At 53.4% G+C, this 16385-nt stretch carries 14 protein-coding genes and 1 pseudogene; 6 read left to right on the top strand and 9 right to left on the bottom strand.

Annotated features, from left to right (window positions below; translation table 11 throughout):
- Positions 1–4: 4 nt before the first annotated feature.
- The 3 genes and pseudogenes from tadA to J7M22_10365 form a co-directional block, all read right to left on the bottom strand.
- Positions 5–1750 (bottom strand): Flp pilus assembly complex ATPase component TadA, encoded by a 1746-nt coding sequence (gene tadA / locus J7M22_10375; protein MCD6507015.1) that lies wholly within the window; start codon positions 1748–1750, stop codon positions 5–7.
- Entirely contained in the window at positions 1732–2619 is an 888-nt protein-coding gene (locus tag J7M22_10370; GenBank protein ID MCD6507014.1) for a type IV pilus twitching motility protein PilT, read from the bottom strand. The genes tadA and J7M22_10370 overlap by 19 nt, the downstream gene beginning before the upstream one ends.
- Positions 2620–2773: 154 nt before the next feature.
- Positions 2774–2956 (bottom strand): annotated as a pseudogene (locus J7M22_10365) (prepilin-type N-terminal cleavage/methylation domain-containing protein).
- 129 nt (positions 2957–3085) lie between these two features.
- Between J7M22_10365 and J7M22_10360 the strand changes: the two are divergent.
- Positions 3086–4135 carry a Gfo/Idh/MocA family oxidoreductase gene (locus J7M22_10360; GenBank protein ID MCD6507013.1) on the top strand — a complete coding sequence of 350 codons (1050 nt, stop codon included), beginning with the start codon at positions 3086–3088 and terminating at the stop codon, positions 4133–4135.
- On the opposite strand, the gene J7M22_10355 is transcribed toward J7M22_10360, so the two are convergent.
- Both J7M22_10355 and J7M22_10350 read right to left on the bottom strand, forming a co-directional pair.
- Positions 4053–5144, bottom strand: coding sequence for a DUF5010 domain-containing protein (locus tag J7M22_10355; protein MCD6507012.1), 1092 nt, complete (start codon positions 5142–5144; stop codon positions 4053–4055). The two genes, J7M22_10360 and J7M22_10355, sit on opposite strands and share 83 nt — an antisense overlap.
- Positions 5141–6028, bottom strand: a complete 888-nt coding sequence (locus tag J7M22_10350) for a class I SAM-dependent methyltransferase (protein MCD6507011.1) — start codon at positions 6026–6028, stop codon at positions 5141–5143. The genes J7M22_10355 and J7M22_10350 overlap by 4 nt, the downstream gene beginning before the upstream one ends.
- Before the next feature lie 150 nt (positions 6029–6178).
- Between J7M22_10350 and J7M22_10345 the strand changes: the two genes are divergently transcribed.
- Positions 6179–7339, top strand: coding sequence for a SpoIIE family protein phosphatase (locus J7M22_10345; GenBank protein MCD6507010.1), 1161 nt, complete (start codon positions 6179–6181; stop codon positions 7337–7339).
- Here the strand turns inward: J7M22_10345 and J7M22_10340 are convergent.
- Positions 7320–8579 carry a hypothetical protein gene (locus J7M22_10340; GenBank protein MCD6507009.1) on the bottom strand — a complete coding sequence of 420 codons (1260 nt, stop codon included), beginning with the start codon at positions 8577–8579 and terminating at the stop codon, positions 7320–7322. The two genes, J7M22_10345 and J7M22_10340, sit on opposite strands and share 20 nt — an antisense overlap.
- 66 nt (positions 8580–8645) lie before the next feature.
- Positions 8646–9617, bottom strand: a complete 972-nt coding sequence (locus tag J7M22_10335; GenBank protein ID MCD6507008.1) for a Gfo/Idh/MocA family oxidoreductase — start codon at positions 9615–9617, stop codon at positions 8646–8648.
- A 141-nt stretch (positions 9618–9758) separates the two neighbouring features.
- Here J7M22_10335 and J7M22_10330 point away from each other — a divergent pair, with 141 nt between their 5' ends.
- Positions 9759–11456, top strand: a complete 1698-nt coding sequence (locus J7M22_10330; protein ID MCD6507007.1) for a hypothetical protein — start codon at positions 9759–9761, stop codon at positions 11454–11456.
- Between the two features lie 61 nt (positions 11457–11517).
- Here J7M22_10330 and J7M22_10325 read toward each other — a convergent pair whose 3' ends face one another.
- Positions 11518–13380 carry a hypothetical protein gene (locus J7M22_10325; GenBank protein MCD6507006.1) on the bottom strand — a complete coding sequence of 621 codons (1863 nt, stop codon included), beginning with the start codon at positions 13378–13380 and terminating at the stop codon, positions 11518–11520.
- The gene (locus tag J7M22_10320; protein MCD6507005.1) at positions 13377–14273 is read right to left on the bottom strand and encodes a VWA domain-containing protein; all 897 of its coding nucleotides are present in this window, start codon (positions 14271–14273) and stop codon (positions 13377–13379) included. Before J7M22_10320 ends, J7M22_10325 begins: the two co-directional genes overlap by 4 nt.
- A 216-nt stretch (positions 14274–14489) precedes the next feature.
- Between J7M22_10320 and J7M22_10315 the strand changes: the two genes are divergently transcribed.
- The 3 genes from J7M22_10315 to J7M22_10305 form a co-directional block, all read left to right on the top strand.
- The gene (locus J7M22_10315) at positions 14490–15614 is read left to right on the top strand and encodes a pyridoxal phosphate-dependent aminotransferase (GenBank protein ID MCD6507004.1); all 1125 of its coding nucleotides are present in this window, start codon (positions 14490–14492) and stop codon (positions 15612–15614) included.
- Positions 15611–16027, top strand: a complete 417-nt coding sequence (ndk, locus tag J7M22_10310) for a nucleoside-diphosphate kinase (protein ID MCD6507003.1) — start codon at positions 15611–15613, stop codon at positions 16025–16027. The genes J7M22_10315 and ndk overlap by 4 nt, the downstream gene beginning before the upstream one ends.
- Position 16028: 1 nt before the next feature.
- The coding region (locus J7M22_10305) for a DUF1015 family protein (GenBank protein ID MCD6507002.1) at positions 16029–16385 on the top strand (357 nt) is incomplete at its 3' end.

Here is a 16385-nt window from a genome sequence, read left to right as displayed (position 1 = left end):
GTTCTCACTCCAGAGTTCTGCTTATCACTTCCTCAAAGGTCGTTATCCCCTTTGCGACCTTTCCGAATCCGTCCTCCCTGAGCGTTCTCATGCCCTTTTCGATCCTGGCGAACTCCTTGATCTCCATAGCGGTTTTTCCCTTGAGGATAAGCTCTTTTATCTCCTCATCCACCACGAGGAGCTCATGTATGGCTGTTCTCCCTTTCAGTCCCGTGAAATTACACCTCTTACATCCTCTTCCCCTGGATATATGCAGATCTTCCAGCGGAATCCTATGTTCTCTCAGCAGATCGAGCATCTCACCGGTGGGCTCGATCTCCTCCCTACAGTTATCGCATATCCTCCGCACCAGCCTCTGGGCTACAACGAGCAACACCGAATCGGCGACGAGAAATGGATCGATGCCGAGGTCTACCAGCCTCGTGACGCTGCTGGAGGCGTCGTTGGTATGGATGGTGCTGAAGACCAGATGTCCGGTCAGGGCTGCCCTTATGGCTATGGAGGCCGTCTCCTGATCCCTCATCTCACCGATCATTATTACGTCGGGGTCCTGTCTGAGGAAGGATCTGAGCACTCTGGCGAAGGTCAGGCCGATCTCCTCCTTGACCTGCACCTGCACTATCCCCTCGAGGTTATACTCAACAGGGTCTTCCACGGTCAGTATCTTCAGCTCCGGCCTCTTTATGGTGTTGAGCGCTGAGAAGAGGGTGGTGGATTTACCGCTTCCGGTCGGGCCGCTGACGAGTATCATTCCATAGGGCTTCCTTATCATTTCCTCGAACGTCCTCAGGTTCTCATCGCTGAATCCGAGCTCCGAAAGCGGCATTATAGCCCTGCTTTTATCCAGTATCCTCATAACAACGCTTTCGCCATAAACGGCGGGTATGACGGATACCCTCAGCTCCACCTTTCTCGGCCCTACCTTGAGCCCTATTCTACCGTCCTGCGGAAGCCTCTTTTCGGCTATATTCATCTTGGAGAGGATCTTGATCCTGGATATGACGGCGTTATGGAGCGGCCTGGGAATAGGACGTTTATATTGCAGGCTGCCATCCACTCTGAACCTGACGGCCGATTCCCTGGGGAAAGGCTCGATGTGTATGTCGCTTGCTCCCTCCTTGATAGCTTGAAGGATTATCTTCCAGACGAGCCTTATCACGTATGACCGTTGTGTCTCCTCTATGGCGGACCCCATAAGATCGATCTCCGCTCCCTGTTCCTCCTCTTCCTCAAGGTACTCCTCGATCTCCCTTATTTCATCAAGCTCATCTTGAAGGAGGAAGTCGTAGACCACTTCCTCGCTTTCCCTTCCATATATCTCCTCCAGTTTTCTCTTTATCTCTGAGGGCAGAGCTAGGTAGGGTTGTATTTTCAGCTTTGAATGTGTTCTGATCTCCATCTCCCTCAGGGCGAAGAGATCGAAGGGATCGGCCATCGCCACCGAAAGCGTCCCATCGTCTCTACCTATGGGTATGCTGATCAACCTTCTGGCCATCGCCTCGGGGAAGAGTTTAACCACATCGGGATCGAGCTCTTCGTCTATGAGCTCCACATATCCTATCCCCCATTCCTCCGAGGCGGCCTGAAGGGCGGTAGTGGCATCGAGCAGGTGCATATCGACAACCACTTGATGTAGATATTCCCCGCGCCTTGTTCCCTCGATTAGAGCCCTCTCTATCTGCTCCTCGGTGAGCAACTTCCTCTTTCTGAGCACCTCCTCATATTTTTTGTTCAGCGCTGCCTTTCCCAACCTATCGCCCCCCGGAGCATCCTCGCCAATTCCTCAGGATTTCTCGCCATTCCCATAGCCGTCTCATAGCTGATCAGTCCCCGCAGATATAGTTTTCTCAACGCTTGATCCAGCGTCTGCATTCCGAACTCCCCTCCGGTCTGTATCTGAGCATTGATCAGGTGGGTTTTACCCTCCCTTATGAGGCTCCTTATGGCTGGGGTGGCCACCATTATCTCCAGAGCCAGCACCCTACCCCTGCCATCCTTCCTGGGCAAGAGAGCGTGAGATAGCACCCCTTGGAGCGTCATTGAGAGCTGAATTCTGATCTGTTCCTGCTGCTGGGCAGGGTACATATCTATGATCCTGTCCACCGTCTGATCTGCCCCGATGGTATGCAGTGTAGTTAGGACGAGATGGCCGGTCTCAGCAGCACTTATAGCTGCCATGGTCGTCTCCAAGTCCCTCAGCTCACCTATCAGGATCACATCGGGATCCTCCCGAAGGGCGTATTTCAGCCCGTCGTAAAAGGAGGCAGTGTCCTGTCCCACCTGTCTCTGGCTGATGTAGCTGAGCTTGTCCTCATGCCAGAATTCTATCGGGTCTTCGATGGTGATGATATGTTTCCGGGCGTTGGAATTGATATGGTCTATCATCGCCGCCAGCGTGGTGGATTTGCCGCTCCCTGTCGGGCCGACCACCAGTATAAGCCCTCTGGGCTTCATGGCCAGATCGGCTACGACCGGGGGCAGGCTGAGCTCTCTTATCCCCCTCACCTTGAACGGTATAAGCCTCAACACGGCCGCCGGAGTTCCTCGCTGACGAAACAGATTGACTCTGAACCGGGCCAGTCCCTCCACGCCGAAGGCAAAGTCGAGCTCCTTCTTCATACACAAACCTAACCCCGGAGTTCGGCTGAAACCCTATAGCTGTGAACCCCGTCCCCCGATCCTGCCATGTCACCGTCTGATTCCCCGCCGTCGCCAGATCGGATACATCCCTAGGAGAGGCAGCACAGTTGATGTAGGTACCGTTCGTCATCTTGTAGGCCTCTTCGGCTGTCCTGATCCCATCCAGGTTAGCGCTTGCCTCGGTGTGTTTGGCGCTGCTGCGCAGCTTCGTATAGACCGGAATACCCACACCGGCCAGTATCGCTACGATGGCCACGGCTATCAGGAGTTCCATAAGTGTGAAGCCTTTCTCCCTTTTGGAAAGCCACCCTGTCATGGCCTTCAACCTCCCTTTCTCGATGTTTTTTAACGAACTGAAGCAACTTCTATGCCAATCCCATTGGCCTTATGGTATGTTTTTTGCTCCTTTCATCGACGGAGGAAGGTTCGCGGGGAGGTCAGAGAAATGGGAAAGGTGAAATTGGGATTCATAGGCGCGGGCGTAAGAGCTCAGCTGCTGCATATGGCCAGCTATAGGGAGATAGAGGGGTGTGAGTTGGTCGCTTTATCGGACGATAGAGTAAGATCGGCTCAAGTGGCCGCTCAAAAATACGGTATCGGGAAGATCTACCGGGATTACAGTGAGATGCTCGATAAGGAGAAACCGGATGGCGTGGTGGTAAGCACGGATTTCAGATCCCATCATATCCTTTTGCCCGATGTGATTAAAAGGGGGATACCGGTGCTGGCCGATATTCCCATAGCCGCATCGGTTGAAACGGCCGAGCGCCTTGTCGAGATGGCGGACAAAGCGGAAGCCCCATGCCATCTCGGATACATCAGGAAATTCGATCCAGCGGTGGAGATGGCTAAAAAAACGGTGGAGGACTGGAGGAGATCGGGGGAATGCGGGAGGATCACATATGTGAGAATCACCATGCCCTTCAGAGAATGGCCCTATGGGAGGATGACGGGGGAGACGTTTGGGATAACGCCTGAGCCGATACCCGATTATGTGTCGCCAGGACTTGAGTCCCTTTATCTCAGATTCATCACCTTCTATATCGGACAGATAAACCTATTGAGATACCTGATAGGTGAGGGGATAAGGGTAGATTACATCGATCCGAACGATGCTTTGGTCGTGATGATCTCAGAAAGCGGGGTCACCTGCTCGCTCGAGATGGCCCAATACGGCCTCAGAAACAGATGGGAGGAGTTCTACAAGATATGTTTTGAGGACGGCAAGATAGACCTGAAACTCGCCGCTCCGCTTTCAAAGGATGCGAGCGACATCCTGATATATAGGGGCAAATCGGGTGAATTCCTAAGGCCGGATCTCCCACGCTATCCTGCCGCCGTGAGGATGGCCGAGCATTTCATAAACTCCATACTCTTCGAAACTCAGCCCCTATCAACTTTTAAGGACGGCCTCAGGGATCTGATAGCGGCCGAGCGGTATATAACGAGAAACAGGAAACGGGATATCGGTACATCTCGACGTAATGCCTTGTAAGTTCTATGTATCCCCTGCCGTGTTCCTTTGTCTCGCATATATCCGTCCCTTCATGTAACTCGTTCCACGTCTCTATCATTACCATTCTAGGCCTTCTCTCCGGATCGATCGCCAGCACCTCCTCCCATGCCCGTCTGTAGAAATCCCCGCCCTCACGATCTACAACGAGCGGTTTTCGGCCTGGAACGGCATGATGATCATACCCCGGGCCGATGGATGCTACGGAATGGATCCTGGGCTTCAGCGCTCCTCCCCATGCATAAACCGCATCCGCATCCCCCTGCCAGGAGATCTCCTTCACCACAAAGGGTTCACAGGCGAAATCCTCCTTGAAACGCCTCTTGAGATAAGGTATCGCCTCAGGGTCCTGTCTCGCGGCGAAAGCTGCGCTGTAGAGAAAGATAACCGGTCCGCCCTTTCTCATCATCCAGCATCGCGGCGGTATAAGGCTGAAGAAATCCCGCACGGTCGCATAGAACCACCTTTTCCCTTCCTCACTCGCCAGATCGGCGTGAACCCCATCGGGATTATGCCTAAGCGTGCTCGTGTCGTAGAAAAGGGCTATCTGAGGGGGCTGCCTACCCTCTGAACGGAGGGAATCCCAGGCTTGAACGAGCGGGGGAAGACCCTTGATACTCCATCCCTCAGGATGCCCCGGAACGCCCCAATAGACGGGCGCTATGAAGTCTATCCCCGCATCCATCACGTCCAGCAGCTCCTTCCTCCACCATCTGCTGGATTTGTAGCTTACCATCTCGGGATACACGGGATGATCGACCAAGGCGTCTGTCCCGTCGGGATTGATGAAATGGGCCTTGGAGGGGTAATCGTACCAGTAGAAGAAGAAGGTGCCCACGACCGGCTCATCATCTCTGAAGGCTCTCGCCGGTTTGATATCATCGGGTTTAAGGTCGATGAATCTCCCCGGCGGCTCCGTCATCCTTTCCAGCCCCGGTTTTGCCACATGGAGTCCGAGGCCCGTCAAAAGCAGAAGGAGCAAGTTCCTCATCTTCGGTACACCCCGAATCCGTCCGGGGTCGGTGCCACATAACCCCGGCTGAAATGTCTGCGGCATACCTCGTGAAAAAGCTCAATTCGAGAACATAGAGGTTCAAGGAACGGTTTTGACAGCCGATTCGCTCCCACCTCCGGAAGATAATCGTTATGCACGATGAGCAATCCGCCTTCTTTCATACGGGGTGCTATGAGCTCCGCCAGGAGCGCATATATCCCCTTCCCTCGATAGATGGAGGGATAGGAATGATCTCCATCAGCGTCCAGCATAGCGAGATCCACATCCGCCGGAAGATCGGGGATCACGTTCTCGGCTTTGTCCCTGATGACGGCGGCTATCTTATCGTAGCCGAGCCGCTTTAGGTTCCGCTCAGCGAGATCGCACACCCCGGGGTTTGGATCTATCAACAGGGCTTCTCCCCTTCCCTCGGACACCCCGGGAAGCGCCCAGATCGCCCAATAGCCATAGTAGGAACCCATCGCCACCATCCGTTTCGGTTTCACCGCCATGGAAAGCATATAAGCCAACTGTGCCTCATCCGGATGGATATAGGTTCTAAGCCCATCATGATCGAAGAGCTCCTCCATACTGGAGCGGAATCGTTTGAACTTATTCCTATCCGGGCGGTCTTGGATGAATCCCTCCCGGAGCAGATCTTCAAAGATAGCCTCAGCATTGGCCTCGAAATCGGGGGGATAGCGGGAGGCCAGAAAGCGGAGAGTTCGTCGGCCGCCGACCGCTCTCTCCAGATCCTCGGCGTTCGCCTCGAGCCAGTTGAGGTAATCCTCATATGGTATCCGGCCCGATCGATAATCCCGGAAGACCTCATATGATGAAAGGGCCGCGATCACGTGCCTAACGATCGGTCCTGAACTCATCTCGATCTCCTCCACGATAGTCTGCCGGATAATAATACCCGAATTCCGTCGTGGAAGCAAGAGAAGGTTCCAATAGTTTCTGGACTTTCCCGTAGGGGTTCTGGTATAATCAAGCGATTGAAATAACGGATTCACAGATGCGGTGGGGAAATGACTACGATTTCGATGCTTAAGAAGGCAGCACTCTTTCATGAGGTGCCGGACGAAGTCCTAGAACATCTCGCCTTCTCCTCTCAGGTATTGGAATATTCGCCGGGTGACGTGCTTATCGAGCAGGGCGATCCCGGCGATGCTCTCTATCTGGTGATCGAGGGCAGCGTGAGAATACTCCGCGATGGGGTGGAGATCACACAGAGAGGTGCCGGCGAGTGCATAGGGGAAATGGCCCTGATAGATAATGCGCCTAGAAGCGCATCGGTGGTTGCTGCTGAGCCCATGAGAGCCATTCGGATCACAAGGGATGATTTCTGGAGGATGATCGAGGAATATCCGAGCGTCGCCCGTCGTCTTTTACGTCTGTTAACCTCCAGGATAAGGCAGGATACGCTTCGCCAGATGGAGGTATTGCAGGAGAAGGCAAAGCGGGAACAGGATCTGAAACGGGCGGCTGAGATCCAGAAAAATATGTTGCCGTCGGGTGAGCTCAGGGTCGGCGATCTGCATCTATGGGGCACCTGCGTGCCTGCTGAGACGGTCGGAGGCGATTACTTCGACTACATCGCTCTGCCCAACGGAAAGGTATGTTGCATAATAGCTGACGGCAGGGGGCACGGGATAGATGCCGCTTTGCTCGTAGCACTTATAAGAAGTGCCCTGCACACGCAGATCAGAATCGACCCGTCTCCGACCGCCGTGATGGAAACCCTCGAACAGGTTGTCATAGATGCCGGTAGAAGAACCCATGCTTACGTGACCTGCTGCTATGTGCTTTTTGAAGATGATGTGTTCCACTACGTCAACGCTGGACATCCATATCCGCTTCTTTGTAGAGGCAAGGAGATCATCGAACTGGAAGCCACAAATATGCCTCTTGGCTTCGGATACCTCGATCCCCACCCCTACGACTTCGTAACTGTGGAGTGGTTGAGCGGCGACGGACTGATGATGTATTCAGACGGTATAGTTGAATCCGAAAGCCCTGAAGGGGATCTCTTCGGGTTTGAGAGGCTCTTCAACCTTGTGGCCAGCTGCCACTGTGATCCACCCCATAGATTGGGACGCAAAATACTCGATGTCCTGAACGAGTTCAGAGGTGGCAAACCTCCGGCCGACGATATAACCATACTCCTGGCTAAGCGCGAGAGGAGATAACCCTTTCCGTCTCCTCGGCGGCGATCTGGGCCCATTCCCAAAGTCTTCGCGGCTCGTATCGAACAGTGGATATGTCCTTCATTATCACCTCGACGGCACATCCCCTTGTCTTCTCCAAGGCCCTGCGCAGTTCCTTACGGGCAAAATCGGGATTCCATTCATCCACAGCTAGAACGGCCGGATTGGGTTTGTATGAGATGACGTAGCTATCACCCACCTCCTCGGCGGCTCTATCGAGATCCGCCCAAGGGCTCATGGATATCTTGCGCAGGTTCGGTATGCTCCTCAAGATCCCCACCTTGTGGTGAAGCGGCTCACAGCAGCCGTAATAGGTCAGACCGAAACGCTCCAGCCATCTCCTCTCATACCTCAGGGCGAACTCCTCGTGCATTTGAGGCGAGACATCGGAGAATATCTGAGCCGTCGCACAGCCCCATAGATCCGCGCTCCGTATGTGATTCGGATCGAAATCCTCCTGAGGCAATTCATCGGTGTAGCCGTATCCACCTGAACCGATCCTTACGTTCCTGTTGTTTAATGACAGCAGATTGAGCTTTTCCAGTTGATCCAGCCTGCTGAGATGGGCGTTTACCAGCCGATCCATGGCCATATGCACGAGTTCCGGCCGGAGGATGAGGTCCATGAAGACCTGTTCCACCCCCCACCATGTGACCAGTTGATCCCATGGGGCAAACCATATTCCGGCCACCCCTCGCTTTTCAACCTCCAGTATGCCGTCGAAGAGATCGACCATCATCTGATAGTTTCGCTCGCTGGCCTCGGCATCATGCGTTATCACAGGCGTTTTTATCTTCTCCAGATCCTTCTCGCTTCCGATCTGAGGGTGAAACCTTCTCGAGGCGACGCCCCTGGCGTCGACCCTGACGATATCCGATACCTCTCTGATCCCGAATCCGGTGTCGCGGATGACCAACGGGGAATAGATCTTCCTCTCGACCACCATATCTCCCGGCATATGTTCCCACTGGTATATGGTTCTTCTGAGCTGCGCTTCCAGCCCACGGGCGAAGGGATGTGTTGATCGGATCTCCAGCTCACCGCTTACATCCATCTCATGCCAGGGGATCTCGTTGATCCAGATCATCGGCTTTACGGGTTCAAGTTGGTTCAGCCGGCGCCACATCTCGGCTTTCTCCCTCTGCACGGGCAGATCGGCTATCTCGGCCACCTTTTCAGCGAGCTGGCGTAGTATCGTTTTGTCCTTCTCCGGTATCTCCATCTATCCTCTCACCTCCCCGGTTGAAAGGGGGCAGCTCGATGTTCGAGCGGCCTCCTGATGAGATCCTCATTTGAGCGGAAGTTTCACCCATCTCTCCTCTCTGGAGGATTTGTATATGGCCAGGATTATTTCGACCGATTTTCTCCCCTCATATCCGTCGACAGCCGGTTGGGCTCCGTATTTGATAACCTGTATGGCGTCCTCTACGATGTTCTTCGGGTGCGGCTCAATCTCTATCTGAGGCTCTTCACCGACAAACTCCCATACCTGGGGACCTTTCCCTATAACCCCCTTCAGCCCATGTATCTCGATCATGGTCGTTTTCCCTTTCGGGCAGGTGGTCGTGGTGAGAATCGTTCCCACCGCTCCGTTTTTGAACTTAACGAGGGCAGCGGTGAGATCTTCGGTCTCACAGTTCTTATGTCCGTATACGCCGTAATGTCCGCATACCGAATCGACCGGCCCCATGAACCATTGCATGAGATCTATCTGGTGAACTCCCTGGTTCATTATGGATCCTCCACCGTCCAGCTCCCAGGTTCCGTGCCATCCCTCATAATACTCCTCCGATCGCCACCATTTCATTCTGACCTCGATTAGTATCGGGTCGCCGATAGCCCCTATCTCGATCGCCTTTTTGATCTTTCGATTCCATCCGTTATATCTTTCGCCGAAGTCGACCATCAGTTTGACGTTTTCCTTTTCGCAGGTCTCTATCAGTGCATCGCACGCCTCAAGGGTGATATCCATGGGTTTAGTGGTTATCACATGCTTGCCGGCCTTGGCGACATCCATACCGATTTTGCCATGAAGCCCGCTGGGCGTCATCACCATAACGACGTCTATATCATCTCTCTCAAGCATCTCATGGTAGTTTTCATATGTGTCACAGCCGAAGCTCTCCGCCGCCTTTTGCCTTCTCTCTTCGATAAGGTCGGAGACGGCGACCAGCTCGGCTTCCTTTGCTTCCATAACCATTCTCGCCCTGGACATCCCGACGCCTAAACCTATCACCCCAAATCTGAGAGGTTCACCCATGATAAACCTCCTCATCCGATTTGATCCTGAATTATAACACAGTTTAAAACTGAAGGAAAGTGTATTCCATGCGAGGTAAACTAACTGCGGCGGGAGATCGTCTAAAGGATCAGTCAATTTTAAACTCTCAGGGGGTAAGGGATGAGAAGAATCAAATTGTATCTCCTGATCATATCAACCCTTATCAGTTTCTCGATGCTTTCAGGCGGGAGCGTTCTTCAGCTTATCCCGGACTCATCGGTGGGGTTTGTGAGGGTTAAGTCGCTCAGAGGGTTGAGCGATAACCTGAAGGAGCTGGTCTCCCAGATGACGCCGATGGGGACGGAGCCGGGCGGTGATCCTCTGGCGGCATTGCTCAGGAGATCCTTCGGCGGAAAATATCAAAACGTCTCAGATCTGGAGAAGCTCGGATTTGACGTGAAAGGCGATTTCGCCGTTGTCTTCACGACACCTGATCTGAAGGAGTTCTTCGTTCTGATAGGCGTAGCGGATAGGGCCAAGCTCGAGGCATCACTGGCCGCTTTGATCCCTAATCCACAGGCCGATATCTACTCCGGGGCCAAATACTACAGGTCCAGCGAGGGGTGTTACACGATATTGCATAACATCTTCGCCTTCAGCAATGACTTCGAGGGACTGAGGGCAGCGATAGATCTTTACAGCCATAGATCAAAACCCATCCTGGAGAACGCCGAATATCAATCCTTATCGCTGAGCATGGATGATGACGTTGCCGCTTTCATAAAGGTGGCCGATATAATGGGCATATATGGTGCTCTCATAGAGCAGCTTCCCCATCAGATCGAACGATCGGGCGAATCGAACCCCGCCGTATCCCTGTTAAGAGCACAAAGCAGAATGGCGGCGGATATGATGGGTCAGATCCAGCTTCTGGGGATAAACGTCGAAATAGAAGGGGTGAAGGTGAGGATAGACAGCGCCGTCAGATTCAAATCCGGATCGGAGTTGGCGGACCTCAGCGGGGGGAAACCCGTCAAACTCGATGAATTCTCGAATCTGCCGCCTTACCAGGTATGCGGGGTGGGAGATCTAAAGGGGATATTTATGCTCACGCGTGAGAAGATGAAGGATCAAATCCAGGTGGACAAGGAGACGGAAAGGCTCGTGAGTGATTTCTGGGCCGGCGTGGGCGATATGATCTCATTTGCCCTCAACATCTCCGGTCCTCCCTTCTATGAAGGGATACAGGTTTTCAAAGTTGTGGACCCCGAAAAGGTGAGGAGGTATCTCGATTCCTCGCCGAGGTTGATCAGGAAGTTAAACGGGATGTTGCCCGGACAACGGATACCTTTCGAGGTCGAATCGGTCGAGCAGGGCGAGACGGAACTGTATAAGGGGGTGGAGATAAAATCGCTGAAGGTAAAATATAAGGTCACTCCCGAAACAGCGCCTCAAGGCGGAGGGATTCAACTTCCTCCGGAGATCAAGATCTTATACGCCACCAAAGGTGATAGGCTTATAATCGCCGGATCGATCTCCTCAAATCCGATCCACGACGTCTTAGACGCCATGGAAGGGGGAAGTTCGGCCGCGGATATGGATGGATTTTACGGGACTACCGGAGAGCTACTACCGAAACCGACAACCGTGGTGCTCATCTCGCCGCTGGGGATAATCAAGTCTATCCTGAAATCCATCTCAGCTTCTCAACCGAATGCCGCTGCCACGTATATGCTGATTCAAAACGTTCCCGAAAGATATAGCATGGCCATATCCAAATCGGGAACGGACGAAAGAGGTGTGGCGCGCGGTAGGATGAGCCTTTCGCTGGAGGATATAAAGCAGATCACATCGATATCGGGCGGCGGAGCGCGTTAAAGCTTGACTTCTCTCACCCCCTTCCCCGCGGGGAAGGGGGCAAAGGATCGGATCAAGGTCGTTAAAACAGGAACTTATACGTGGGTGTTTTGAAAAGCACTCCCCTGAGAGTCCAGAATCCCCCTACGACGAACTCACCCAAGATTAATCCCAGGAAAAACGGGATCAGCTTCCTATGGGTTTTGATCCCCCCATGCTTAAGTATCAGGTATTTTATCAGCCAGCTGACGAAGATCGAAAACCAGAATAGGTTTATGGACCAGCTATTCGAGACGGCGAATCCGGCAGGATGGAACGGGAACCAGAAGAAGCGCATTCTCATCCAATACAGCAGCAGCGTCGATCCGAATCCCACAAAGATGGCAGCCGTAGCCGGGATATCGGCCGGACGAGGCGCTGTAAGCCAGCTTTCAAGCCTGCTGAAGGCCCTCCAGGCATATCCCGTCTTGCCGCCGTATCTGTACGCCGCATCCAGATATCCCCATGCTGAGGCGAAGAAACCCAAAGTCCCGGCGATGATGATGGCCAGGAATAACCTCCGCACGTTCATGCCGGATCTCTCTGCGAGTTTAAACCCTTCAAGCTGATGGGGCATCGGATGGCCTCGATACGCCCTGTTGAAGAAATGGAAGAAGGAGATGGTCGTCAGATCGTACGGGCTGAAGGATCGGGTGGGGAGAGCGGTCGTCAGTATCATGTCCGGCCCTGAAAAGTGCAGATCATGGACGGGTGATCCCAGCTCAGCCCTCATGCGGGTTATCGCCGTCGATAGGGCAAAATACAGGATGAAGAAAATCACCGCCACCCAAAGGCTCATCCCCGCCCTGAGGCAGAAGAGCAGTATATAGGTAAATGCGATACCGCCAAGGATGAAGGCGACCCTGTAACTGACCGGTTCCCCCTGTTTTTCCCTCTCTCCGTGGATTACCCTCCTTATCACCTCGCCCAGATATCGCCTGCTGCCCCACATCGCCACGACGAATAGGCCGAGATAAGCCCCTGATGCCTGCTGATCCAGATACGGAAACCCGGGTAGATTTCTGAATCCCATGGAGGCAGCGGCTATCCGTTCGATCTTCCAGAAGATGTAGAAAAACCAACATGAAAAGGACAGATCAAGCGGAATGAAGAAGGCCATGCCGATGGCGTATGGGAAGAGGGCCACCGGCGTCCATCCGATGGCGTTCCACGGCTTTTCGGTGAAGAATGGGGCGATGTCGTAAAGTTTCCCACCTATGCCCGGCACCGAGGGGTAGAGAAAATGTAATCCGTTTATCACGTCCATCCCGCCGGCGAGCGCAAACCCCAGCCACATCAATCTGTTCCTCCAGAAACCCGAGTGGCTCATCTCCAGCGGGAGCTGTATGATCGGATAGCTCAGTTTCTCCTGCTCGGTCCATCTCCTCCTGAGGATCACGCTTATACAGGCCATGACGATGATCAGCGCCACGACGAGCGAACCCCAAGCGGCTATGGGTTTCACCCAAGCCATTATGTGTCTGCGCAGGTAAAGGGTGGATTCACCCTGTGAGTAGAGAAGCAGGATCTCCTTATCCCTTACCACCATCCAGTCCTTGATATATTTCCCGAAAAGGGACATCCACTCGTTTTCAGGCGTGGCCAGCAGGAAAACCCCGCTTATAAGTGGGATGAGTATCTGAAGCATATCCAACCCGCCCACCGCCGATGCAACTGAGAGCATCACGTATATCAGCAGAAGCTCACTCCGGTTGAGGGAAAAATCCGTTTTTAAATGCCGCACAGCGAGGTTCAACATGGTGATGAGGAAAAGGATGAATATCACGTTGTAAAAGAACGAGACCGTGGTGGGATATCCGGCGTTCCATATGGACGCATGCATCATCCAGAAGGCGTTGAGAAATATGAGGATCGAACCGATGAGTATGGCCCTGTATCTGGTCATAACAGTACCTCCACCGCTAAAAGGATAAACGCCGGCAGGGCAGCATACTGGAATCTCTCCGCATATCTGATAACCCTCCTTTTAGCCCTTCCTCTACCGATCGATGCGATCTGAGGCCAGATGTCTTCGACCGTTGTCGCCCAGATACCCCCTGTAGCTTTGGATACTCCCTCCAACACTCTTGTGTTGAGCTTGGAGATGACCCCTTTTTCGGGGAGAACCGCCCCTTGGACGGTTCCGATTCCGATGCAAAATATCCTGATACCCTCATCGCGGGCTTTTCGAGCGGCTTTCAGGATCTCATCTATCTCCTCATGAGCCTCTCCATCGCTTATAATCACCAGACATTTGGGGGTATCCCTCTCAGGGGAGAACGAGCTGATGGATTCCTCGATGAGCGGGGTAAACTTCGTGCCGGGCGCTGGGACCATATCTATATGGGCGGAATCTACAGCTAATCGCGCCGCCTCCAGATCCTCAGTTACGGGACAGATGGGGAAAGCCCGGCCCGCAAACAGTATGACACCAACCCGATCGCCGGAAATCCTCCTCAGCAGTGAGAAAGCCTCCTCCTTCGCCCTGCTGAACCTATCAGGTTGAACATCCTCACTGGACATGCTGGCCGAAACATCTAAGCCGATGATAAGCTCCATCGATGGAACCTCAACGATCCCCGATTTGAGGCCGTATTGCGGTCTAGCCAGGGATAATATGATCAACAGGAGCGAGCAGATAAGCAGGGAGAGCTTCAAGATCCGCAACCTGATCGAGATCGGGACAACGCATCTGACTCTCCTCAGCCGGAACAGATCCCGAACTCCTATGCCAATGCCGATTATCAGGGTGGGTATGATAAGCCACAGGAGAGAGGGTTGGGCGAACCTAAACGGCAAAGCACATCCTCCATTTCGTGCTTTAAGTGCCGAATAAGATTATCAGATCTCTCGGCGCATTTCAAGAGTTTTTGACGATAGATGACCTTTGTGATATACTAAACCTATCATCACGAGTAATCTTCCCCGTGGAGGTTTGCCATAAGAGGGATATCTAATAGAGCCAAGCAGGTTAAGCCGTCGGCCACTCTGGCCGTAAGCGCCAAAGCGGCCGAGATGAGAAAGGCAGGGATAGACGTTATCAGTTTCGGCGCCGGAGAACCGGATTTCGACACCCCCCTCCCGATAAAGGAGGCGGCGATCGAGTCGATAAGATCGGGATTCACGAAATATACCCCTAGCTCCGGAATCAACGAGCTCAAAGAGGCTGTGGTCGAAAAGCTCAGGCGTGAGAACGGACTCGATTATTCGCCCTCCCAGGTGATCATCTCCTGTGGTGCCAAACACTCGATCTACAACATCCTCATGGCCATATGCGATCCCGGCGACGAGGTCATAATCGGCGCGCCATACTGGGTAAGCTACCCGGAGATGGTAAGATTGGCAGGCGGAACCCCCGTGATCGTCCAAACATCGTCTCAAACCGGATATTGCATGATTCCGGATGATGTGCGTAAGAGGATCTCCTCGAAAACCAAGGCCATCATTCTCAACTCACCTGCTAACCCGACCGGAACCGTTTATCCGGAAGAGCTCCTGAGGGGAATCAGCGAGCTGGCGGTCGAAGCCGATTTTTACATTATATCAGATGAGATCTATGAAAAGCTGATATATGATGGGTTAAAGCACGTAAGCGTGGCAGCTCTGGATGAGACCTTCAAAGAACGGACGATCCTCGTGAACGGTGTCTCCAAGTCGTACGCTATGACCGGCTGGAGGATAGGATATGCCGCCGGTCCTGAAGAGGTGATCAGCGCCATGAGCAGAATACAAAGCCACAGCACCTCTAACCCAACCTCTATCTCGCAGGCGGCTGCTCTGGCGGCGTTGGGAGGGGACCAGGACGAGGTTGAGAGGATGCGAAAGGTTTTCGAAAAACGGCGTGATCTGATCTGCTCGAAGCTGGATGAGATAGAGGGGATCAGCTATGTCAGACCCCAAGGCGCCTTTTATGTCTTCCCGAACGTCTCGTTCTATTTCGGGAAGAGATTGAATGGTAAGATCATAAACGGATCGCTCGATTTCGCCGATGCGATGCTCGAGTCGGCCAATGTGGCCCTTGTGCCCGGAATGGCTTTCGGCGACGATGGATGCGTCAGGCTCTCCTTCGCCACTTCGGAGGAGACGATCGAAGAGGGGCTTGACAGGATAAAAAGGGCTCTGGACGAGGTGGAAGGGTGATCGAGAGAACGCTGATACTGGTGAAACCGGACGGCGTCAGACGCGGTCTGGTTGGTGAGGTGATATCCAGGTTCGAACGCAAAGGATTTAGGATCGTCGGATTGAAGATGCTCAAGCTTTCACGCCAGAAGGCCGAAGAACTTTATGAACCCCATCGAGGGAGGGAATTCTTTGAGGGATTGATCCGGTTTATGACCTCAGGGCCGATCGTCGCCATGGCGATAGAGGGCGAATCGGCGATCTCGATCGCCAGGACGATGATCGGTGCCACAAGCCCAACTGAGGCCAAACCCGGAACGATTCGGGGTGATTTCTCGCTTGACACCAGGGAAAATGTCGTTCATGCATCCGATTCGCCCCGAAGCGCCGAAAGGGAGTTGGAGGTGATCTTCTCGCCGGAGGAGATATGCTGATATGCTGGAGATCAGGCCGTTCAGAGGCGTGCTTTATGACACGTCACGGGTGAGGATCGAGGAGGTGGTTACCCCGCCGTATGATGTGATCTCGGATCGAGAGAAGGAGTTTTATAAAAGCTTAAACCCATATAACATGGTCTACCTGCTGCTCGAGCCCGATTATCCCAAAGCGGCGGAGAGGTTCCGCAGATGGTTGAGGGAAGGAGTTTTGAGGCAGGATGATCGGCCGGCGATATATATATATCGCCAGGAGTTCCCGCATGGCGGACGGAAGATCGCCAGGCTTGGGTTCATCGCCAGAATGAGAATAGCCGATGGGGATGAGCTCATGCCACACGAGAACACCTTCGAAGGG

The organism is Candidatus Poribacteria bacterium, assembly GCA_021162805.1.
Classification (GTDB): Bacteria; Poribacteria; WGA-4E; order B28-G17; family B28-G17; genus JAGGXZ01.
The sequence above is the reverse complement of the archived record's forward strand: the minus strand, read 5'-3'. Positions and strand labels throughout refer to the sequence as shown.